The 19,797-nt window shown below is 63.4% G+C and carries 19 protein-coding genes and 1 other RNA gene; 16 read left to right on the plus strand and 4 right to left on the minus strand.

Features of this window, described 5'->3' with window-relative positions; genetic code table 11:
• Positions 1 to 16: 16 nt before the first annotated feature.
• Together QMX89_RS03075 and QMX89_RS03080 are read left to right on the plus strand one after the other, a co-directional pair.
• Complete coding sequence (locus QMX89_RS03075; RefSeq protein WP_049860608.1) at positions 17 to 634, plus strand: glutathione S-transferase N-terminal domain-containing protein; 618 nt, start codon at positions 17 to 19, stop codon at positions 632 to 634.
• 17 nt (positions 635 to 651) lie between these two features.
• Entirely contained in the window at positions 652 to 1,086 is a 435-nt protein-coding gene (locus tag QMX89_RS03080; protein WP_049860609.1) for a ClpXP protease specificity-enhancing factor, read from the plus strand.
• Positions 1,087 to 1,155: 69 nt separating this feature from the next.
• On the opposite strand, the gene QMX89_RS03085 is transcribed toward QMX89_RS03080, so the two are convergent.
• From QMX89_RS03085 to QMX89_RS03100, 4 genes are all read right to left on the minus strand, one after another.
• Positions 1,156 to 1,734: a BON domain-containing protein gene (locus QMX89_RS03085; protein WP_282346750.1), complete on the minus strand. Its 579-nt coding sequence runs from the start codon at positions 1,732 to 1,734 to the stop codon at positions 1,156 to 1,158.
• The gene (locus QMX89_RS03090; protein WP_043186809.1) at positions 1,731 to 2,324 is read right to left on the minus strand and encodes a phosphoheptose isomerase; all 594 of its coding nucleotides are present in this window, start codon (positions 2,322 to 2,324) and stop codon (positions 1,731 to 1,733) included. Before QMX89_RS03090 ends, QMX89_RS03085 begins: the two co-directional genes overlap by 4 nt.
• A gap of 123 nt (positions 2,325 to 2,447) precedes the next feature.
• Positions 2,448 to 2,819 (minus strand): YraN family protein, encoded by a 372-nt coding sequence (locus QMX89_RS03095; RefSeq protein WP_282346751.1) that lies wholly within the window; start codon positions 2,817 to 2,819, stop codon positions 2,448 to 2,450.
• A complete protein-coding gene (locus tag QMX89_RS03100; RefSeq protein ID WP_282346753.1) occupies positions 2,819 to 4,594 on the minus strand; it encodes a penicillin-binding protein activator in 1,776 nt (591 codons plus the stop codon). Before QMX89_RS03100 ends, QMX89_RS03095 begins: the two co-directional genes overlap by 1 nt.
• A gap of 164 nt (positions 4,595 to 4,758) precedes the next feature.
• Here QMX89_RS03100 and rsmI point away from each other — a divergent pair, with 164 nt between their 5' ends.
• From rsmI to QMX89_RS03170, 14 genes are all read left to right on the plus strand, one after another.
• Positions 4,759 to 5,661, plus strand: a complete 903-nt coding sequence (gene rsmI / locus QMX89_RS03105) for a 16S rRNA (cytidine(1402)-2'-O)-methyltransferase (RefSeq protein WP_082223640.1) — start codon at positions 4,759 to 4,761, stop codon at positions 5,659 to 5,661.
• Between the two features lie 76 nt (positions 5,662 to 5,737).
• An RNA gene (gene rnpB / locus QMX89_RS03110) (RNase P RNA component class A) lies at positions 5,738 to 6,110 on the plus strand.
• Between the two features lie 324 nt (positions 6,111 to 6,434).
• Entirely contained in the window at positions 6,435 to 6,890 is a 456-nt protein-coding gene (mraZ, locus tag QMX89_RS03115; protein WP_049860613.1) for a division/cell wall cluster transcriptional repressor MraZ, read from the plus strand.
• Positions 6,891 to 6,892: 2 nt separating this feature from the next.
• Complete coding sequence (gene rsmH, locus QMX89_RS03120) at positions 6,893 to 7,834, plus strand: 16S rRNA (cytosine(1402)-N(4))-methyltransferase RsmH (protein WP_282346934.1); 942 nt, start codon at positions 6,893 to 6,895, stop codon at positions 7,832 to 7,834.
• Entirely contained in the window at positions 7,831 to 8,124 is a 294-nt protein-coding gene (ftsL, locus tag QMX89_RS03125; RefSeq protein WP_049860615.1) for a cell division protein FtsL, read from the plus strand. Before rsmH ends, ftsL begins: the two co-directional genes overlap by 4 nt.
• Entirely contained in the window at positions 8,124 to 9,869 is a 1,746-nt protein-coding gene (locus tag QMX89_RS03130; protein WP_282346936.1) for a penicillin-binding transpeptidase domain-containing protein, read from the plus strand. Before ftsL ends, QMX89_RS03130 begins: the two co-directional genes overlap by 1 nt.
• A complete protein-coding gene (locus tag QMX89_RS03135; RefSeq protein WP_282346762.1) occupies positions 9,869 to 11,332 on the plus strand; it encodes a UDP-N-acetylmuramoyl-L-alanyl-D-glutamate--2,6-diaminopimelate ligase in 1,464 nt (487 codons plus the stop codon). The genes QMX89_RS03130 and QMX89_RS03135 overlap by 1 nt, the downstream gene beginning before the upstream one ends.
• Entirely contained in the window at positions 11,325 to 12,692 is a 1,368-nt protein-coding gene (murF, locus tag QMX89_RS03140) for a UDP-N-acetylmuramoyl-tripeptide--D-alanyl-D-alanine ligase (RefSeq protein ID WP_049860618.1), read from the plus strand. Before QMX89_RS03135 ends, murF begins: the two co-directional genes overlap by 8 nt.
• Positions 12,692 to 13,774, plus strand: coding sequence for a phospho-N-acetylmuramoyl-pentapeptide-transferase (mraY, locus tag QMX89_RS03145; RefSeq protein WP_043186836.1), 1,083 nt, complete (start codon positions 12,692 to 12,694; stop codon positions 13,772 to 13,774). Before murF ends, mraY begins: the two co-directional genes overlap by 1 nt.
• Before the next feature lie 5 nt (positions 13,775 to 13,779).
• On the plus strand, positions 13,780 to 15,126 hold the full coding sequence (gene murD, locus QMX89_RS03150; protein WP_282346763.1) for a UDP-N-acetylmuramoyl-L-alanine--D-glutamate ligase: 1,347 nt from the start codon (positions 13,780 to 13,782) through the stop codon (positions 15,124 to 15,126).
• Positions 15,126 to 16,337, plus strand: a complete 1,212-nt coding sequence (gene ftsW / locus QMX89_RS03155; protein ID WP_177327964.1) for a putative lipid II flippase FtsW — start codon at positions 15,126 to 15,128, stop codon at positions 16,335 to 16,337. The genes murD and ftsW overlap by 1 nt, the downstream gene beginning before the upstream one ends.
• Positions 16,327 to 17,403, plus strand: a complete 1,077-nt coding sequence (gene murG / locus QMX89_RS03160; protein WP_282346765.1) for an undecaprenyldiphospho-muramoylpentapeptide beta-N-acetylglucosaminyltransferase — start codon at positions 16,327 to 16,329, stop codon at positions 17,401 to 17,403. Before ftsW ends, murG begins: the two co-directional genes overlap by 11 nt.
• Entirely contained in the window at positions 17,396 to 18,841 is a 1,446-nt protein-coding gene (gene murC, locus QMX89_RS03165) for a UDP-N-acetylmuramate--L-alanine ligase (RefSeq protein ID WP_049860622.1), read from the plus strand. The genes murG and murC overlap by 8 nt, the downstream gene beginning before the upstream one ends.
• On the plus strand, positions 18,838 to 19,797 hold the full coding sequence (locus QMX89_RS03170) for a D-alanine--D-alanine ligase (protein WP_056845054.1): 960 nt from the start codon (positions 18,838 to 18,840) through the stop codon (positions 19,795 to 19,797). Before murC ends, QMX89_RS03170 begins: the two co-directional genes overlap by 4 nt.

A 19,797-nucleotide genomic window follows, 5' to 3' on the forward strand; every position in this document is an offset into this window, starting at 1 on the left:
CGCGAGGAGGACCGCCATGGGCGTGACCAATCGGTTGGCCTGTTACTCCGACCCCGCCGACCACTATTCTCATCGGGTGCGCATCGTTCTCGCCGAGAAAGGCGTCAGCGCAGAGATCATCAACGTGGAAGGCGGTCGTCTGCCACCCCGGCTGATCGAAGTGAACCCCTACGGCAGCACGCCGACGCTGGTCGACCGGGACCTGGCCCTGTTCGAATCGACCGTGGTGATGGAATACCTCGACGAACGATATCCCCATCCGCCGCTGTTGCCGGTGTATCCGGTGGCGCGCGCCAACAGCCGACTGCTGATCCACCGCATCCAGCGGGACTGGTGCGGCCTGGCCGATCTGATCCTGGATCCGCGCAGCAAGGAAGCCGCCCGCGTCCAGGCGCGCAAGGAGCTGCGCGAAAGCCTGACCGGCGTGTCGGCTCTGTTCGCTGACAAGCCCTGCTTCCTCAGCGATGAGCAAAGTCTGGTCGACTGCTGTCTACTGCCGATACTCTGGCGCTTGCCGATCATGGGTATCGAACTGCCGCGGCCCGCCAAGCCGCTGCTCGACTATATGGAACGTCAGTTCGCACGGGAGGCCTTCAAGGCCAGCCTGTCTGCCGCTGAACGTGAAATGCGCTAGGTTTTGAGGAGCCGTTGATGAACTCCAGTCGTCCCTATCTGATCCGCGCGCTGTACGAGTGGATCGTCGACAATGACTGCACCCCCCACATGCTGGTCAATGCCGAGTATCCCTCGGTACGGGTCCCGCAAGGTTTTGCCAGCGATGGCCAGATCGTATTGAACGTGTCGCCCAGCGCCGTACGCAACCTGCATATGGATAACGAAGCGGTCAGTTTCGACGGTCGTTTCGGTGGCGTATCGCACACGCTGTTCGTGCCTACAGGCGCCATCCTTGGCATCTATGCCCGCGAGAACGGCCAGGGCATGGTCTTCGACCTGGAGTCGCCGGAGTTGGACGAGGAGGACGACGCCGAATTCGAGGACATCGTCGAATCAGACGACGATGTCCCTCCACCCGGAAACCCCCCGCCACGGCCTACCGGGCGTCCAAGCCTGAAAGTGGTGAAATGAAAAAAGGCGATCCGCAAGGATCGCCTTTTTTGTTGCGCTCGCACTGCCCAGGAAGGGCGGCGTCGACAGTCAGTCGATGTACTCGAACAATTTCACGATTTTCTGCACACCGGAAACGCCTTGGACCAGGTTGGTGGCCCGGGTAGCCTCGGCCTGGGTCAGCAGACCCAGCAGGTAGACGATGCCGTTCTCGGTAACCACTTTGATGCGCGAGCCTGGGATGGCGCTGTCGGCCAGCATCTGGGTCTTGATCTTGGTGGTCAGCCAGGCGTCGTTGTTGCGCGCCAGCAGCGAAGACGGCGCCAGCACCTGGATTTCGTTGTGCACTTTCTTGACCCGCTGAACTTCACTGGCCGCCTGCTCGGCGAGGGTCTTGAGCTCGGCGCGCGGGGTCTGGCCGGCGAGCAGGACCACACCGTTGTAGCTGGTCACGACGATGTGGGAATTCTTGTCCAGATCGATATTGGCCTTGGCGATATTCACCGACACCTTGGTTTCGATCAGCGAGTCGTCGATCTTGCTGCCCAGGGTGCGGGTACCGCGGTCATCGTCGATCGGGTTATCGCGGGTGGCGGTCAGGACCGAGCTGCAGCCGGTGACGCTCAAGGCCAGGCTCAGGGCCACTAGGGCAAGGCGGGTACGCTTCATTCTTCACTCCCGAACAGTTGGCTGTCGATCAAGTCGCAGAGGCAGTGGATCGCCAGCAGGTGAACTTCCTGAATGCGTGCCGTGACGTTGGCAGGCACGCGGATCTCGACGTCTTCAGGCAGCAGCAGGGAGGCCATGCCACCCCCGTCGCGGCCGGTCAGGGCAACCACCACCATGTCACGGTCGTGGGCGGCCTGGATGGCCTGGATGATGTTGGCCGAGTTGCCGCTGGTGGAGATGGCCAGCAACACGTCGCCGGGCTGTCCCAGCGCGCGGATCTGCTTGGAGAATACCTCGTTGTAGCTGTAGTCGTTGGCGATCGAGGTAATCGTCGAGCTGTCGGTGGTCAGGGCGATGGCGGGCAGGCTGGGGCGTTCCCGTTCGAAGCGGTTGAGCAGCTCGGATGAGAAGTGCTGGGCATCGCCGGCCGAGCCGCCGTTACCGCAGGACAGCATCTTGCCGTCGCTGAGCAGGGCGCCGACCATGACCTGGCTGGCTTGTTCGATGTACGGTGCAAGGACTTCCATCGCCTGTTGCTTGGTATCGATACTGGCCTGGAAAAGCTGGCGAATTCGGGATTGCATGTCCATCAAGGTGACCTTAAGTAAAGCGGCTGGTCGGGCAAGACCGCAACGCGGCGGCGGTTCCCGGCACAACAAGAATGTGCAGCCCGCAAAGCAAAGAGCGAGAACGCGTGGCTGGGGTGTCAGGTATCAGCTGTCGAAGGCATTGCGTATCCAGTTCAGGCGTGTGGCCTGGCTACCGCTGCCTTCCAGGGCAATCACGTCGAAACGGCATGGATGTTGGGCCCAGCGTGTTTCCTTGAGGAGGAAATACTGCGCGGCCAACACCAGCTTTTCGCGCTTGCGGGCATCGATGCTGGCCAATGCTCCACCCCATTGTGCGTGCAGGCGATAGCGGACCTCGATGAATACTACTGTATCGCCCTCTAGCATGACCAGATCAAGCTCGCCTCGCTTGCACAACCAGTTCTGCGCCAGCAGCTCCAGGCCCTGTGCACACAAGTGCTCCAGGGCCTGCTGCTCGGCCTCGCGACCCGCCTTCTGTCGGGGGTTCAGCGACATTACGGCGTGGTGTTGGGCAGGCGCTGGACTTGGCCACCGACGAACTGCGCCCAGGGCAGCTGGCGTTCGATGCGTTGGTTGGCGCCCATGCCCAGGTTGCCGGACAAGCCTTCGACGCGGCTGTCAGGCAAGGCCTTGAGCTGGCCCAGACGGGCGGCCAGGGTGTAGGCGTCCACGCCCATGGCGTACAGCCGGCCCATGCTGCCGTTGGCCTGTGGCCACTGCCGAGTGACCTGCTGACGCAGTGGATTGCTGGCGTCGAGCAGCCAGGGCGTTTCGCAGAAGCGAATGCCGGTCATGTCGTTGTACTGAGCCTGGTCGCCACTGGCGCTGAACACGTGCGAGGTGGCGTAGACCGGAAGATCACCGGCGTACTGGAAGTTCAGCGTCGGCTTGATCTGCTGGGCCTGCTGAGGCGTGGCGGCCAGGAAGATGAAGTCGATGTCCTGGCGGCGCGAGGCTTGTCCGCCGCTGCCGGCATTGCGCACGTTCAGCATGTCGGCGATCTGCTGCGCCAGCTGCACCGGTTGGTCAACGCGCTGGGCTGCGACCAGGGTACCGCCGTTGGCTTCCCAGTCCTGGCGGAAGGCGTTGAGCACCCGGTCACCCCAGTCACCCTTGGGGATCATCGCAGCAGCGCTGTGCAAGCCATCGGCGCGGGCACGGCGCGACACTTCGCGCGCTTCGTCTTCGGCGGCCAGACCGAACTGGAACAGCTGGGGCGGCCCCATCTGGTTGGTGTCGCTGTAGTTTAGTGCCAGGGTCGGAAGGGGCAATTGCGCACGTGCGGCCAGCTGTTTGACCAGTGGCTTTTCCAGCGGGCCGATCACCAGTTGCACGCCTTGGGCCTGAGCCTGGCGGTAGAAATCGTCGAGCGAAGTCAGGCGCGAACTGTCGATCACGTCGATCACCGGCGGCTTCTGACCGGCTTGCTGGGCCTGATAGTAGGCCGCCATGAAGCCTTCGCGCAGGGCGCGAGCCACGCCTGCAAGCTGCCCATCCTGCGGCAGCAGCAGGGCGATGCGAGTCAGGGGCTGGCTGGCCAGGGCCTTGAGTTTGACCAAAGGCGCAGGCAGCTGTCGCGCGGCCGGATGGGCGGCGTGTTGGGCTACCCAGGTATCGATGGCTGCTTGCTGCTGTTCCAGGGTGCCGGCGGATTTGACCGCCAGGGCCAGGCTCAACCAGCCGGCGAAGTCGTCGGTGCCTTGATTCTGTAGTTGCTCGACGGGCAGCGAGCCCACCAAGGCCCAGATGGCCTCATGGTTCTGGGCGGCGGCGTCACCACTGAGCAGGGGCGCGATGAACACCCGCTCGCGTGCGGCAGCCAGGATCTGGCCATCGGCTTCCAGTGCGCGAGCACGAACCAGGTGGGTACGCACCTGCTGGTCGGCGGGCAACTCGCCCAGGCGCTGCAGGCTTGGATGATCGAGCGCGGCCAGCGCGGCCTTGGCGTCATTGCGCATCAGTGCCAGCTCCGCGTTCAAGGTGCTGGCCAGTATCTGCAGGCCCGGCTTGAGCAGTTCGATGCGCACCTGCTGCAGGATCTGGGTAGCGCGAGCCGAGTCGCCCTGGCGAGCGGCCTTATCCGCCGCGCTCAGGCGCAGGACCGCCGCCTCTTCCGACGACTTGCTGGCGCTGGCGCGTTCGAGCAACTGTTCCACGGTGGCGTCCGGTGTGCGGGGCAGCTCACCGAGATTGGATGAAGGCGAACTGGCGCACGCAGCCAGCAAGGCGGCGAGGCATAGGGCAGATAGAAGCCGCAGGCAGGCTGTCATGGATATCTTCCTGATTTACTCGATCAATAGACGGGCAAGTGTACCCAAGCATCGGCCAGGGTGCGACGAAGAAGGCTAGTCCGTCCTTATATAGGACGAGCAAATGTTTCACGTCGACTGCGCCGGATCGCTGGGCAAGCACTGGGTGGCGTAGAGCCTGTACAATGCGGGTTTGGCCGAACGACAAGGTGTGTGCTGTGACTGCTTCAAGCGCTTCTAATTCCACCCCGGGCACACTTTATGTAGTGGCCACGCCCATCGGCAATCTGGACGACATGAGCGCACGTGCGCTGAAGATCCTGGGCGAGGTGGCGCTGATTGCAGCCGAGGACACACGTCATTCGGTGCGCCTGATGCAGCACTTCGGATTGAATACGCCGCTGGCCGCCTGCCACGAACACAACGAGCGGGACGAAGGCAGCCGTTTCATCCAGCGATTGTTGGCCGGCGATGACGTGGCGCTGATTTCCGATGCGGGTACGCCGCTGATTTCCGATCCCGGTTATCACCTGGTGCGTCAGGCGCGTGCCGCGGGTGTGCAAGTGGTGCCGGTGCCCGGTCCCTGCGCGCTGATCGCAGCCCTGTCGGCTGCAGGCTTGCCGTCGGACCGTTTCATCTTCGAAGGTTTTCTGCCCGCCAAGACCGCCGGTCGCTGCGCGCGCCTTGAGCAGGTGAGGGAGGAGCCGCGCACATTGATCTTCTACGAAGCGCCCCATCGCATACTCGAATGCCTGCAGGACATGGAAAAGGTCTTCGGCGGCGAGCGTCCGGCATTGCTGGCGCGCGAACTGACGAAAACCTTCGAAACCCTCAAGGGTTTGCCGCTGGCAGAGCTGCGTGCATTCGTGGAAGCCGACAGCAATCAGCAGCGGGGCGAGTGCGTGGTATTGGTGGCAGGTTGGACCGCGCCGGTCAGTGATGAGGCGGTCAGCACTGAGGTCATGCGCATTCTGGATGTGCTGCTGGCGGAAATGCCGCTCAAGCGCGCCGCTGCCGTGGCGGCAGAGATCACTGGCGTGCGCAAGAATCTGCTCTATCAAGTGGCGCTGGAAAAGCAGAAGACGTGATTCCGGCCCAGGTATGACCGGATTGGTGCGATTAAAGCTTGTCCTGGCCGGTGCATGTCGTTAACCTGCGCGCCGGAGAGTCGATCGGACAGTCGCTGCCCGTTTTTGTTCCGCAACTCGTTGCTGGGCAAGCGGGGGGAGGAAAGTCCGGGCTCCATAGGGCGGAGTGCCAGGTAATGCCTGGGAGGCGCGAGCCTACGGAAAGTGCCACAGAAAATAACCGCCTAAGCGCGCAAGCGCCGGTAAGGGTGAAAAGGTGCGGTAAGAGCGCACCGCACGTCTGGCAACAGTTCGTGGCTAGGTAAACCCCACTCGGAGCAAGACCAAATAGGGTTCCATATGGCGCGGCCCGCGTTGGAACCGGGTAGGTTGCTAGAGGTGTCCAGCGATGGCCATCGTAGAGGAATGACTGTCCTCGACAAAACCCGGCTTACAGATCGACTCTCCACCTTTTACTTCGCGTACTGCTGTATTCCCCGCAAAAAAAGGCAACCAAATCCCCTCCGGTAATGTCGAAAAATTCTTAGTCTTGAGACTCTACTTTAAGTTCAAGACGCAGATGCTTGAACTCTAACGGCTTTATCCCTCCCTTGCGTGTCTCAAATACCGCTTTCCCTTCCTTTTGTGTTCTAAATCTCCGATCTATAAGGCTTTTCCCTACAGACGCGCCTTGACGGTGTGGTAGGGGGGTTCCTATAGTGTGCGCGAGTGGCGGGAAGTGGCGAAAAGTGGGTTTTTCGAGCTTAAAAATCTGAGTTCAGGGGAAACGCGACGTGTTTCGTGGAGCTAATCCGATCAACCTCGATGCCAAGGGACGGCTCGCCATGCCGAGTCGGTATCGTGACGAGTTGGATTCCAAATGCTCCGGTCAGCTGATCATCACGGTCGATACCGTCGACCCTTGCCTGTGTGTCTATCCACTGGATGAATGGGAACTCATCGAGGCCAAGCTGCGGGCCTTGCCATCGTTGGTGGAAAGCAACCGCCGTCTGCAACGCCTGCTCATCGGCAATGCCGTCGACCTCGAACTCGATGGCAGTGGACGTTTTCTGGTGCCCCCGCGTCTTCGCGAGTACGCCCGGCTGGACAAGCACGCGATGCTGGTCGGCCAACTGAACAAGTTTCAATTGTGGGACGAGGGTGCGTGGAATGCCGTAAGTGCGGCAGACCTTGCAGCTATACAACAACCGGGCGCCATGCCCGAAGAATTGCGTGATTTGATCTTGTGACTATTGATAGCGGCTTCAATCACATCACCGTGCTGCTCGACGAAGCTGTCGAGGCTCTGGCCGTGCGCGACGATGGTTGCTATCTGGACGGCACTTTCGGCCGGGGTGGCCACAGCCGCCTGATCCTGCAGCACCTGGGGCCCGATGGCCGCCTGTTGGGGTTCGACAAGGACCCTCAAGCGATTGCCACCGGGCAAGCGCTGGCGGCCGAAGACGGCCGCTTTGTCATTGTACAGCGCAGCTTTGCCGAGCTCGGTGCCGAAGTGCGCGAGCGCGGCATGCATGGCAAGGTCAGCGGCATCCTGCTCGACCTGGGCGTTTCCTCGCCGCAACTCGACGATGCCGAGCGCGGCTTTAGTTTCCTTCACGACGGCCCGTTGGACATGCGCATGGACCCGACACGGGGTGTAAGTGCGGCGCAGTTCATCGCGACCGCCGCCGAGGAGGAAATCGCCCGCGTGTTCAAGGAATACGGCGAAGAGCGGTTCGCTCGTCGCATGGCCCGTGCGGTAGTGGAGCGCCGCGAAGTGCAGCCGTTCGAGCGCACCGCCGACCTGGCCGAAGTGCTCAAGGTCGCCAACCCGGCGTGGGAGAAGGGCAAGAACCCTGCAACTCGCGCGTTCCAGGGACTGCGTATCCACGTCAACAACGAGCTGGCCGATCTCGAGGCGGGCCTGGACGCTGCGCTCGACGCCCTGGAAATCGGCGGTCGCCTGGTGGTGATCAGTTTCCATTCCCTGGAAGACCGCATCGTCAAACTGTTCATGCGCAAGCTCACCAAGGGCGAAGCCGACAACCTGCCGCGCAACCTGCCGGTGCGGTTCGAAGCCTTCGTGCCCAAGGTCAAGCTGCATGGCAAGGCGCAATTCGCTTCCGAAGCCGAGCTCAAGGCCAACCCGCGCTCGCGCAGTGCCGTCATGCGTGTCGCGGAGAAGCTGCGATGAGCAAGCTGCTCAACAAGCCGCTACCGGGCGGCAGTTTCCTCATGCTGCTGCTGTTCGTCGCCGTGCTGGTGTCGGCCATTGGCGTTTCCTACAGCGCGCACATCAATCGGCAGTTGCTCAACACGCTGTACGGCGAGCTGAGCGAGCGCGACAAGGCGCAGGCCGAATGGGGTCGCCTGATCCTGGAACAAAGCACCTGGACCGCACACAGCCGTATCGAATCCCTGGCCACCGAACAGTTGAAGATGCGCATCCCGGATGCCACTGAAATTCGCATGGTGTCGCCATGATGAAGCTCGACGGGGCACTGTTCCCGTGGCGGTTCCGCCTGATGGTCGGCCTGCTCCTGCTGCTGGTCGGCGGCATCGTTGCGCAGATCGTCTACCTGCAGGTGATCAATCGTGACTTCCTGATCGGTCAGGGCGACGCGCGCAGCATGCGGCACATCCCCATTCCTGCGCATCGCGGCCTGATCACCGACCGCAATGGCGAGCCTCTGGCCGTGAGTACGCCGGTGACCACCCTGTGGGCCAACCCCAAGGAAATGCAGCTGGCCAAGGACAAGTGGCCTGCGCTCGCACGCGCGCTCGGGCAAGACCCCAAGGCTCTGGCCGAGCGTCTGGAAGCTCAGGCGAGCAAGGAATTCATCTACCTGGTCCGCGGCCTGACCCCCGAACAAGGCGCGTCGGTACTCGACCTGAAAACCCCCGGTGTCTACGGCATCGAGGAATTCCGTCGTTTCTACCCGGCGGGCGACGTGACCGCGCACATGGTCGGCTTCACCGACCTCGACGATCACGGCCGTGAAGGCGTCGAGCTGGCCTATGACGAGTGGCTCGCCGGCGTACCCGGCAAGCGTCAGGTCATCAAGGACCGCCGTGGTCGGCTGATCAAGGACGTCCAAGTCACCAAGAACGCCAAGGCCGGCAAGACCTTGGCGTTGTCCATCGACCTGCGTCTGCAGTATCTGGCCAGCCGCGAGCTGCGCAACGCTATCACCGAGAACGAAGCCAAGGCCGGCAGCATGGTCATCATGGACGTGAAAACCGGTGAAGTGCTGGCCATGGTCAACCAGCCGACCTACAACCCCAACAACCGCCGCACCATGCTGCCGGCGGCCATGCGTAACCGTGCGATCATCGACGTGTTCGAGCCGGGCTCGACCATGAAGCCGATCTCCATGAGCGCGGCATTGGAAACCGGTCGCTGGAAACCCAGCGACAAGGTCGACGTGTACCCAGGCACGCTGCAGATCGGTCGCTACACCATCAAGGACGTGACCAAGACCGAAGGTCCGGTGCTTGACCTGACCGGGATTCTGATCAACTCCAGTAACGTGGGCATGAGCAAGGTGGCCTTCGACATTGGCGGCGAGAGCATCTATCGCGTCATGTCCGCGGTCGGCCTGGGCCAGTACACCGGCCTGGGCTTCCCGGGCGAGCGCGTCGGCAACCTGCCCAACCACCGTGAATGGCGCAAGGCCGAGACCGCCACGCTGTCCTACGGCTACGGCCTGTCGGTGACGGCGCTGCAATTGGTGCACGCCTATGCGGCCATCGCCAACAACGGCCGTATCGTGCCTCTGACCATTCTCAAGAGCGACCAGCCGCCGACCGCGGCGCAGGTGATTCCCGAGAAGGTCGCCAAGACCGTGCAAGGCATGCTCCAGCAAGTCATCGAAGACACCCGCGGCGTGTATCGCGCGCGGGTGCCTTCGTATCACGTGGCGGGCAAGTCGGGTACCGCGCGCAAGGCCACCATCGGCTCGCGCGGCTACACCGAGAATGCCTACCGCTCGCTGTTCGCAGGCTTCGGCCCGATGAGCGACCCACGCTACGCGATCGTTGTGGTCATCGACGAACCGAGCAAGGGCGGCTATTACGGTGGCCTGGTCAGCGCCCCGGTCTTCAGCAAGGTGATGTCCGGCACGCTGCGCCTGATGAACGTGCAACCTGACAACCTGCCGTCGCCGGTGCCGCAGCAGCAGGTCAACGCCGCACCGGCGACCCCATTGATAAAAGGAGGGCGCGGCTGATGACCATGCCCCTGAGCAAGCTTTTTTCCGAAGCCAGCCGCGATCCGATGATTCGCGAGCTGACCCTGGACAGCCGCAACGTGCGTCCGGGCGATCTGTTTCTGGCCGTACCCGGCAGCAAGGTCGATGGCCGAGCGCACATCACCGATGCCCTCAAGCTGGGCGCCGCCGCCGTGGCCTATGAAGTGGAAGGCGCCACCGTACTGCCGCTCACCGACGTGCCCCTGATTCCGGTAAAAGGGCTGATCGCGCAGTTGTCGAGCATCGCCGGGCGTTTCTACGGCGAGCCGAGCCGCTCGGTGAGTATGGTTGGCGTCACCGGTACCAATGGCAAGACCAGCATCACCCAGTTGGTGGCTCAGGCGCTCGACGCCCTGGGCGAGCACTGCGGCCTGATCGGTACTTTGGGCACCGGTTTCTACGGTGCCTTGCAGAGCGGCCGATTGACCACTCCCGACCCGATCGCCGTGCAGTCCACACTGTACGATCTTAAAAAGGGCGGCGCTCACGCCGTGGCCATGGAAGTGTCTTCGCACGCACTGGATCAGGGCCGCGTAGCCGCGCTGGATTTCGACATCGCCGTACTGAGCAACCTGTCCCGCGACCATCTGGATTACCACGGCAGCATGCAGGCCTACGCAGAAGCCAAGGCCCGACTGTTCGCCTGGCCGAGCCTGAAGTGCCGCGTGCTGAATCTGGACGATGCGTTCGGTCTCGAATTGGCCGAGCAGGATCACGAGTCGCGGCTGATCACCTACAGCCTCAGCGACAGCAGCGCGACCTTGTACTGCCGCGACGCGCAATTCGATGACCACGGTGTGCGCGCCACGCTGGTGACCTCACACGGTGAATACAGCCTGCGCAGCAGCCTGCTCGGGCGCTTCAACCTGAGCAACGTACTGGCTGCAGTCGGTGCCCTGATGGGCATGGAATACCCGCTGGACGACGTGCTCAAGGTGATGCGCCAAGTGCAGGGACCGCAAGGCCGCATGCAGCGTCTGGGCGGCGGCGACAAGCCCCTGGTGGTGGTCGACTACGCGCACACGCCCGATGCCCTGGACCAGGTCTTGCAGGCCTTGCGGCCCCACGCCAAGGGCCAGTTGCTGTGTCTTTTCGGCTGTGGCGGCGACCGCGACAGTGGCAAGCGTCCGTTGATGGCCGAAGTTGCCGAGCGCCTGGCCGACCGCGTGCTGGTCACCGACGACAACCCTCGCAGCGAAGATCCACTGCGCATCTTCGACGACATTCGTGCCGGTTTTTCCAGTGCGGCCAACGCGACCTTCGTGGCGGGCCGGGCAGCCGCCATTGCTCAACTGATCGATTCGGCTTCGGTCGACGATGTCATCGTGTTGGCTGGCAAGGGCCATGAAGACTATCAGGAGATCAACGGCGAGCGTCATGCGTTCTCCGACCTGCAGCAGGCCGAGCAGGCTCTGGCTGCATGGGGGGCGGCCGATGCTTGACGCCATGACGCTCAGCCAACTGGCAGACACTCTGCACGGCCGTGTGCCGGGTGACGACGCGCGCTTCGACGGTGTCAGTATCGACAGTCGGGCCATCGCTGCAGGCGATCTGTTCGTCGCATTGGTCGGCCCTCGTTTCGATGGTCACGACTACCTCGACGACGTCGCCGCCAAGGGTGCGGTAGCCGCGCTGGTGCAGCGCGAAGTTCCAGGCTCCACACTGCCGCAGTTGGTCGTGGCCGACACTCGCCTGGCGCTGGGCCAGCTCGGCGCACTGAACCGCGCCGCGTTCACTCGCCCCGTGGCTGCCATCACCGGTTCGAGCGGCAAGACCACGGTCAAGGAAATGCTTGCCAGCATTCTGCGTACTCAAGGCCCGGTGCTGGCCACCCGTGGCAATCTGAACAATGACCTGGGCGCACCGCTGACCTTGCTCGAACTGGCGCCGCAGCACACTGCGGCAGTGATCGAGCTGGGTGCATCGCGGGTGGGCGAAATCGCTTACACCGTTGGTCTGACCCGTCCACACGTGGCGCTCATCACCAACGCCGGCACCGCCCATGTGGGCGAGTTCGGCGGTCCGGACAAGATCGTCGAGGCCAAGGGCGAGATCCTCGAAGGCCTGGGCGAGGGTGGCAAGGCCGTGCTCAACCTCGACGACAAGGCTTTCCCGATCTGGCAGGCACGCGCCGGTCAGCATGCCGTGCTGACGTTCTCGCTGGACAACGCCGTGGCGGATTTTCATTCCAGTGCCCGGCACAGCGATGCGCGTGGTTGCCCGTCCTTCACCCTGCACGGGCCGGAAGGCGAAGTGTTCGTCCAGCTCAATTTGCTCGGCACCCACAACGTGCTCAACGCCCTGGCGGCAGCGGCGGCGGCGCAGGCTCTGGGCGTGACGCTGGCCGGCATTCAGACGGGCTTGAATGCGGTGCAGCCGGTCAAGGGCCGCACGGTCGCGCAGCTCGCCCTCAACGGCGCGCGGGTCATCGACGACACCTACAACGCAAATCCCACCTCGATGTGCGCGGCAATCGATATACTCGCCGGCTTTTCCGGGCGCACCGTCCTGGTCCTCGGAGATATCGGCGAACTGGGCGCCTGGGCCGAAGCCGGCCATCGCCAGGTAGGTGAATATGCCGTCGGCAAGGTCGACGCGCTGTACGCGGTCGGTCCATTGATGCGCCACGCGGTGACCGCGTTCGGTGCTCAGGGGCAGCACTTCGCCAATCAGGCAGACCTGATCGCGGCGCTGGCCGCCGAGCAGGGTTCCAATACCACTATTTTGATCAAGGGATCACGCAGCGCGGCGATGGAAAACATCGTGGTGGCGCTGTGTGGTTCTGGCGGGGAGAAACACTGATGTTGCTGCTGCTGGCAGAATTTCTGCAACAGTTCTATAAAGGCTTCGCGGTCTTTCAGTACCTGACCCTGCGCGGGATTCTGGGTGTACTGACCGCGCTGTCGCTGGCCCTCTGGCTGGGCCCCTGGATGATCCGCACCCTGCAGATTCGTCAGATTGGCCAGGCGGTACGCAACGATGGTCCGCAATCGCACCTGTCCAAGTCCGGTACGCCGACCATGGGCGGCGCTCTGATTCTCTCGGCCATCGCCATCAGCACGCTGCTGTGGGCTGACCTGTCCAACCGCTATGTCTGGGTCGTGCTCATCGTCACCCTGCTGTTCGGCGGCATCGGCTGGGTGGACGACTATCGCAAGGTGATCGAGAAGAACTCCCGCGGCCTGCCCAGCCGCTGGAAATATTTCTGGCAGTCGGTGTTCGGCCTGGGGGCTGCGGTGTTTCTGTTCATGACCGCCAATAGCCCGGTGGAAACCACCCTGATCATCCCGATGCTCAAGGACGCCAGCATTCCGCTGGGTGCCGGGTTCATCGTGCTGACCTACTTCGTCATCGTTGGCTCCAGCAACGCGGTCAACCTCACCGACGGCCTCGACGGCCTGGCGATCCTGCCGACGGTGATGGTCGGCGGCGCCCTGGGGATTTTCTGCTACCTGTCGGGCAACGTTAAATTCGCCGAATACCTGTTGATTCCCTATGTGCCAGGTGCAGGTGAGCTGATCGTCTTCTGCGGTGCCCTGATCGGCGCCGGCCTGGGTTTCTTGTGGTTCAACACCTACCCGGCCCAGGTGTTCATGGGCGACGTCGGCGCGCTGGCGCTGGGCGCAGCCCTGGGCACCATCGCGGTGATCGTGCGTCAGGAGATCGTCCTGTTCATCATGGGCGGCATCTTCGTCGTCGAGACGCTGTCGGTGGTGATCCAGGTCGCCTCGTTCAAGCTCACCGGTCGCCGTGTGTTCCGCATGGCGCCGATTCACCACCATTTCGAACTCAAGGGCTGGCCCGAACCGCGGGTCATCGTACGCTTCTGGATCATCACCGTGATTCTGGTGCTGATCGGCCTTGCCACCCTGAAGCTGAGGTAGAACGAGTGTCTCTGATCGCTTCTTCCCACTTCCGCATCGTTGTCGGCCTCGGCAAGAGCGGCATGTCCCTGGTGCGCTTCCTCGCACGTCAGGGCGTGGCGTTTGCCGTGGCCGATACACGCGAAGCGCCGCCGGAACTGGCGACGCTGCGTCGCGACTATCCGCAGGTGGAAGTCCGTTGCGGTGAGCTGGACGTGGAATTCCTGTGCCGCGCCGATGAGCTCTACGTGAGCCCCGGTCTGGCACTGGCGACTCCCGCCCTGCAGCAGGCAGCGGCGCGAGGCGTGCACCTGTCCGGCGATATCGACCTGTTTGCCCGTCATGCCAAGGCTCCGATCGTGGCGATCACCGGCTCCAACGCCAAAAGCACCGTGACCACGCTGGTAGGCGAAATGGCCGCTGCGGCCGGCAAGCGTGTGGCGGTGGGCGGCAACCTGGGACAGCCAGCGCTCGATCTGCTCGATGACGACGTCGAGCTGTACGTGCTGGAACTGTCGAGCTTTCAGCTGGAAACCACCCATCAGCTCAATGCCGAAGTGGCTACGGTGCTCAACGTCAGCGAAGACCACATGGATCGCTACAGCGGGCTGCCGGCCTATCACCTGGCCAAGCATCGGATTTTCCGCGGCGCCCGCAAGGTCGTGTTCAATCGTCAGGATGCCCTGAGCCGGCCGCTGATCGGCGAGGGCATGCCGTGCTGGACGTTCGGCCTGAACAAGCCGGACTTCAAGGCTTTCGGCCTGCGCGAGGAAGGCGGGCAGAAGTACCTGGCCTACGAGTTCGAGAACCTGATGCCGGTCAGCGAACTCAAGGTCCGTGGCGCGCACAACCAGGCCAATGCCCTGGCTGCGCTCGCCCTGGGACACGCGGTGGGTCTGCCGTTCGACGCCATGCTGGCCAGCCTGCGTGAATTCACCGGGCTCACGCACCGCTGCCAGTGGCTGCGCGAGCGCGATGGCGTGGCCTGGTACGACGATTCCAAGGCGACCAACGTCGGTGCTGCGATTGCCGCTATCGAAGGGTTGGGCGCCGATATCGAAGGCCAGCTTGTGCTGATCGCAGGCGGCGACGGCAAGGGCGCCGATTTCACCGCGCTCGGCCAGCCTATCCAGCGTCATTGCCGTGCTCTGGTACTGCTGGGTCGCGATGCCGGCCGTATTGCGGCCGTTGTCGGGCCAAGCGTTGCCCAGGTCAACGTCGCCTCGATCGAGGAAGCGGTTCAGCGCTGCGCCGAACTGGCCCGGGCCGGTGATGCCGTGCTGCTGTCACCGGCCTGCGCGAGTCTGGACATGTTCAAGAATTATGAAGAACGCGGGCGACTGTTCGCCCATGCCGTAGAGGGCTTGTCATGATCTTTGGTGTCATCAAGCCATTCCCCTCGCCGCTGATCAGCGGTCGCGGGATCGATATCGACTTCGCCATGCTGGCCGGTTGCCTGGCGCTGCTGGGCCTCGGTCTGGTCATGATCACCTCGGCTTCTTCGGAAGTGGCGGCGGTCAACTCGGGCAACTCGTTGTCGATGATGATTCGCCACCTTGTGTATCTGGTGATCGGTATCGGCACCTGCATCGTCACCATGATGGTGCCTATCGCTACCTGGCAGCGCATAGGCGGTACGCTGCTGATCGCTGCATTCGGCTTGCTGGTGATGGTGCTGCTGCCCGGCATCGGTCGCGAGGTGAACGGGTCCATGCGCTGGATCGGCTTCGGCATGTTCAACGTCCAGCCTTCGGAAATCGCCAAGGTGTTCGTGGTGATCTTCCTGGCAGGCTATCTGGTGCGTCGTCAGCAGGAAGTGCGCGACAGCTGGATGGGCTTCTTCAAGCCGTTCTTCGTGTTGCTGCCGATGGCTGGACTGCTGCTGATGGAGCCTGACTTCGGCGCCACGGTGGTGATGATGGGTGCCGCAGCCGCAATGCTGTTCCTGGGTGGTGTAGGCCTGTTCCGTTTCGCCCTGATGGTGGCCTTGGCGGTGGGTGCGGTGTTCGTGCTGGTTCAGGCCCAACCGTATCGCATGGCGCGTCTGATCACCTTCACCGACCCGTGGAGCGACCAGTTCGGCTCCGGTTATCAATTGACCCAGGCGCTGATCGCCTTCGGTCGTGGCCAGTGGTTCGGCGTTGGGCTGGGCAACAGCGTGCAAAAGCAGTTCTACCTGCCCGAAGCCCACACCGACTTCGTGTTCTCGGTGCTCGCCGAAGAGCTGGGCGTGGTGGGTTCGCTGTGCACCGTGGCGCTGTTCGTGTTCGTCTGTATCCGCGGTATGTACATCGGTTTCTGGGCCGAGCGGGCCAAGCAGTACTTTGCCGCCTACGTGGCCTATGGCCTGTCGTTCCTGTGGATCGGTCAGTTCCTGATCAACATCGGCGTGAACGTCGGCCTGCTGCCCACCAAAGGTCTGACCCTGCCGTTTCTCAGCTACGGCGGCAGCTCGCTGGTCATCTGCTGCGCCTGTCTGGGGCTGTTGCTGCGCATCGAGTGGGAAAGCCGCTCGCACCTGGGTAGCGAAGAGGTGGAATTCAGCGAGAGCGATTTCGCCGAGGAGACGCCCCATGGCCGGTAAAGGCAATGTGCTGATCATGGCTGGCGGCACCGGCGGACACGTGTTCCCGGCCCTGGCCTGTGCGCGCGAGTTCCAGGCGCGCGGTTTCAGCGTGCACTGGCTGGGTACGCCGCGCGGTATCGAGAACGAACTGGTGCCGGCCAACGGCCTGCCGTTGCATTTGATCGATGTCAGCGGTGTGCGTGGCAAGAGCCGACTGGCCCTGCTCAAGGCGCCGTTCGCCATCTGCAAGGCCGTGGTTCAGGCGCGCCGCATCATTGCCCAACTGCGACCGGTGTGCGTGGTCGGCTTCGGTGGTTACCTGACCGGCCCTGGCGGCGTGGCCGCGCGGCTGGCCGGTGTACCGGTGATCGTCCATGAGCAGAATGCCGTGGCCGGTACCGCCAATCGCCTGTTGGTGCCTTTCGCCAGCCGAGTCTGCGAAGCTTTCCCCGACACCTTCGCCGCTTCGGCCAAGCGCCGGACCACCGGAAATCCGGTGCGCAGCGAGTTGTTCATGGAAACCCCGCGCCAGGCCCTGATCGGGCGCCAGCCACGGCTGCTGGTCCTGGGCGGCAGCCTGGGCGCCGAGCCGTTGAACAAGCTGTTGCCCGAGGCCCTGGCGCAGGTTCCGGCGCAATACCGGCCTGAGGTGTTTCACCAGGCTGGCAAGAAACACGATGAGATCACCGCCGAGCGCTATCGCACCGCCGGTGTCGAGGCGCAGGTTGCCCCGTTCATCAAGGACATGGCCCAAGCCTATGGCTGGGCCGACCTGGTGGTCTGCCGCGCGGGCGCGTTGACCATCAGCGAGCTGGCCGCCGCCGGTCTGCCGTCGCTGTTGGTGCCTTTGCCCCACGCGATCGACGATCACCAGACACGCAATGCCGATTATCTGGCCCGCGAAGGCGCTGCCTTCCTCATGCCACAAGCGACAACCGGCGCGGCGCAACTTGCCGAGCGCCTGAAAGAGGTTTTGATGCAACCCGAAAAACTCATGAGCATGGCGAGCACTGCTCGCCGCCTGGCCAAACCCGATGCCACGCGCAATGTGGTCGACGTCTGCCTAGAGGTGGCCCATGGTTGAGAACCAGAAAGCCATTCCGCAACCGGAAATGCGCCGTATTCGTCGTATCCATTTCGTCGGCATCGGCGGCGTGGGCATGTGCGGCATCGCCGAGGTGCTGCTGAACCTGGGCTACGACGTCTCGGGTTCCGACCTCAAAGCTTCGCCGGTGACCGAGCGACTGACGTCGTTCGGTGCGCAGATCTTCATCGGCCACCGTGCCGAAAACGCCGCCAGCGCCGACGTGTTGGTCGTCTCCAGTGCCGTCAATACCAGCAACCCGGAAGTCGCCACTGCGCTGGAACGCCGGATTCCGGTGGTACCGCGCGCCGAGATGCTCGCCGAACTGATGCGCTATCGGCACGGCATCGCCGTGGCCGGGACCCATGGCAAGACCACCACCACCAGCCTGATCGCCTCGGTGTTCGCAGCCGGTGGCCTTGACCCCACGTTCGTCATCGGTGGTCGTCTGAATGCGGCTGGCACCAATGCCCAGCTGGGCACCAGTCGCTATCTGATCGCCGAAGCCGACGAGTCCGATGCCAGCTTCCTGCACCTGCAGCCGCTGGTGGCCGTGGTCACCAACATCGACGCCGATCACATGGCGACCTACGGCGGCGACTTCAACGTATTGAAGAAGACCTTCGTCGAGTTCCTGCACAACCTGCCGTTCTACGGCCTGGCCGTGGTCTGCCTGGATGACCCGGTGGTGCGCGAGATCCTCCCGCAGATCGCCCGTCCGACCCTGACCTATGGCATCAGCGAAGAAGCCGACGTGCGTGCCATCAACGTGCGCCAGCAAGGCATGCTGACCCACTTCACGGTGCTGCGACGCGACCGCGAGCCGCTCAACGTGTCGGTCAACATGCCAGGCAACCACAACGTGCTCAATGCCCTGGCAACGATCGCCATCGCCACCGACGAAGGCATCAGCGACAGCGCCATCGTCCAAGGCCTGTCCGGATTCCAGGGCGTCGGCCGACGCTTCCAGGTGTACGGCGAACTGCCGGTCGAGGGCGGCAGCGTGATGCTGGTCGACGACTACGGCCATCACCCCCGCGAAGTGGCGGCCGTGATCGCTGCCGTGCGCGGCGGCTGGCCCGATAAACGTCTGGTGATGGTATATCAGCCCCACCGCTTCAGCCGCACGCGCGACTTGTACGACGATTTCGTACAAGTGCTCGCCGACGCCAATGTGTTGCTGCTGATGGAGGTCTACCCGGCCGGTGAAGAGCCGATCCCGGGCGCCGATAGCCGTCAGTTGTGCCACAGCATCCGCCAGCGTGGCCAGCTGGACCCCATCTATATCGAACGCGGCGTCGAGCTGGCGCCACTGGTCAAGCCGTTGCTGCGCGCCGGTGACATCCTGCTCTGCCAGGGCGCCGGCGACATCGGCGGCCTTGCCCCGCAGTTGCTCAAAAGCCCGCTGTTCGCGCAGGCCTCGGAGAAATCGCAATGAACATTCTGGATATCAACACCCTGCGTTCGCAGATCATGCCCAGTGACTTCGGTCGCGTGGCCGTGCTCTACGGCGGCAAGAGCGCCGAGCGCGAGGTGTCGCTGAAATCGGGCGCCGCGTGCCTGGAGGCCTTGCAGAGCGCTGGCGTGGACGCGTTCGGTATCGACGTTGGCGATGACCTGCTGGCACGCCTGCAAGCGCAGAAGATCGACCATGCCTTCATCATCCTGCACGGCCGCGGCGGCGAAGACGGCAGCATGCAGGGCCTGCTCGAGTGCCTGGACATTCCCTACACCGGCAGCGGCATCCTCGCCAGCGCCCTGGCGATGGACAAACTGCGCACCAAGCAGGTGTGGCAGAGCCTCGGCTTGCCGACCCCGGCGCATGCCGTGCTGGCGAGCGAACAGGATTGTATTTTCGCGGCCGGGGAACTGGGCTTCCCTTTGATCGTCAAACCCGCCCATGAAGGTTCAAGCATCGGGATGGCCAAGGTGAACAGCGTCGACGAACTGGTCGACGCCTGGAAAGCCGCCAGCACCTACGACTCACAAGTGCTGGTCGAACAATGGGTCCAGGGCCCTGAGTTCACTGTCGCGACGCTGCGTGGCCAGATGCTGCCTGCCATCGCGCTGGGCACACCCCACACGTTCTACGACTACGACGCCAAATACGTCGCCAACGATACCCAGTACCGCGTTCCCTGTGGCCTTGCGCCCGCCAAGGAGCAGGAACTCATCGACCTCTGCGCGCGCGCCTGCGATGCCATCGGCATTCAGGGCTGGGGGCGCGTGGACGTGATGCAGGACCAGCAGGGCCGTTTCTGGCTGCTGGAAGTCAACACCGCTCCAGGCATGACCGATCACAGCCTGGTGCCCATGGCGGCGAAAGCGGCTGGCCTGGATTTCCAGCAGTTGGTGCTGGCGATTCTTGCCGCCAGTTGCAAGGCGCGAGGGTAA

It is taken from the genome of Pseudomonas sp. PS01301, assembly GCF_029960215.1.
Lineage (GTDB): Bacteria > Pseudomonadota > Gammaproteobacteria > Pseudomonadales > Pseudomonadaceae > Aquipseudomonas > Aquipseudomonas coleopterorum.

Coding starts and splice junctions, on each gene's coding strand:
- QMX89_RS03090 (WP_043186809.1), bottom strand. CDS start 2,324: ATGGACATGCAATCCCGAATTCGCCAGCTTTTCCAGGCCAGTATCGAT.
- QMX89_RS03100 (WP_282346753.1), bottom strand. CDS start 4,594: ATGACAGCCTGCCTGCGGCTTCTATCTGCCCTATGCCTCGCCGCCTTG.
- rsmI (WP_082223640.1), top strand. CDS start 4,759: ATGCGGGTTTGGCCGAACGACAAGGTGTGTGCTGTGACTGCTTCAAGC.
- QMX89_RS03130 (WP_282346936.1), top strand. CDS start 8,124: ATGAAGCTCGACGGGGCACTGTTCCCGTGGCGGTTCCGCCTGATGGTC.
- QMX89_RS03080 (WP_049860609.1), top strand. CDS start 652: ATGAACTCCAGTCGTCCCTATCTGATCCGCGCGCTGTACGAGTGGATC.
- murF (WP_049860618.1), top strand. CDS start 11,325: ATGCTTGACGCCATGACGCTCAGCCAACTGGCAGACACTCTGCACGGC.
- QMX89_RS03170 (WP_056845054.1), top strand. CDS start 18,838: ATGAACATTCTGGATATCAACACCCTGCGTTCGCAGATCATGCCCAGT.
- QMX89_RS03075 (WP_049860608.1), top strand. CDS start 17: ATGGGCGTGACCAATCGGTTGGCCTGTTACTCCGACCCCGCCGACCAC.
- ftsL (WP_049860615.1), top strand. CDS start 7,831: ATGAGCAAGCTGCTCAACAAGCCGCTACCGGGCGGCAGTTTCCTCATG.
- QMX89_RS03135 (WP_282346762.1), top strand. CDS start 9,869: ATGACCATGCCCCTGAGCAAGCTTTTTTCCGAAGCCAGCCGCGATCCG.
- QMX89_RS03095 (WP_282346751.1), bottom strand. CDS start 2,819: ATGTCGCTGAACCCCCGACAGAAGGCGGGTCGCGAGGCCGAGCAGCAG.
- murC (WP_049860622.1), top strand. CDS start 17,396: ATGGTTGAGAACCAGAAAGCCATTCCGCAACCGGAAATGCGCCGTATT.
- QMX89_RS03085 (WP_282346750.1), bottom strand. CDS start 1,734: ATGAAGCGTACCCGCCTTGCCCTAGTGGCCCTGAGCCTGGCCTTGAGC.
- murG (WP_282346765.1), top strand. CDS start 16,327: ATGGCCGGTAAAGGCAATGTGCTGATCATGGCTGGCGGCACCGGCGGA.
- mraY (WP_043186836.1), top strand. CDS start 12,692: ATGTTGCTGCTGCTGGCAGAATTTCTGCAACAGTTCTATAAAGGCTTC.